The following is a 317-nucleotide window of genomic DNA, read 5'->3' on the forward strand; positions in this document are numbered from 1 at the left end:
ATTCACGATCGCCCGCTTGAGGCCGAACATCGACAGGTGCCGGGACACTGGGAAGGCGATCTGCTGGTGGGCGCCCGGAACGCCTCGGCGATCGGCGTGCTGGTGGACCGCAAGACCCTGTTCACCGTGCTCGCGCGCGTGGATGGCTGCAAGGCGATCGATGCCCTGAAAGGATTCAACCGGGTGTTGCGACGCCTGCCGGAATCGGCGCGCAAAACGATGACCTACGACCAGGGCAAGGAAATGGCGTTGCACAAGGTGCTGACGCAGCGCACGAAGGTAGAGGTCTATTTCACCGATCCCGGCAGCCCGTGGCA

At 63.7% G+C, this 317-nt stretch carries 1 protein-coding gene; it reads left to right on the forward strand.

What is annotated here, in order from left to right:
- Nucleotides 1-317, forward strand: a 317-nt coding sequence (locus tag AC3A4T_RS24560; RefSeq protein ID WP_487677765.1) for an IS30 family transposase, incomplete at both ends; no start/stop codon positions are given.

The organism is Lysobacter sp. Soil_N_51 (assembly GCF_057655755.1).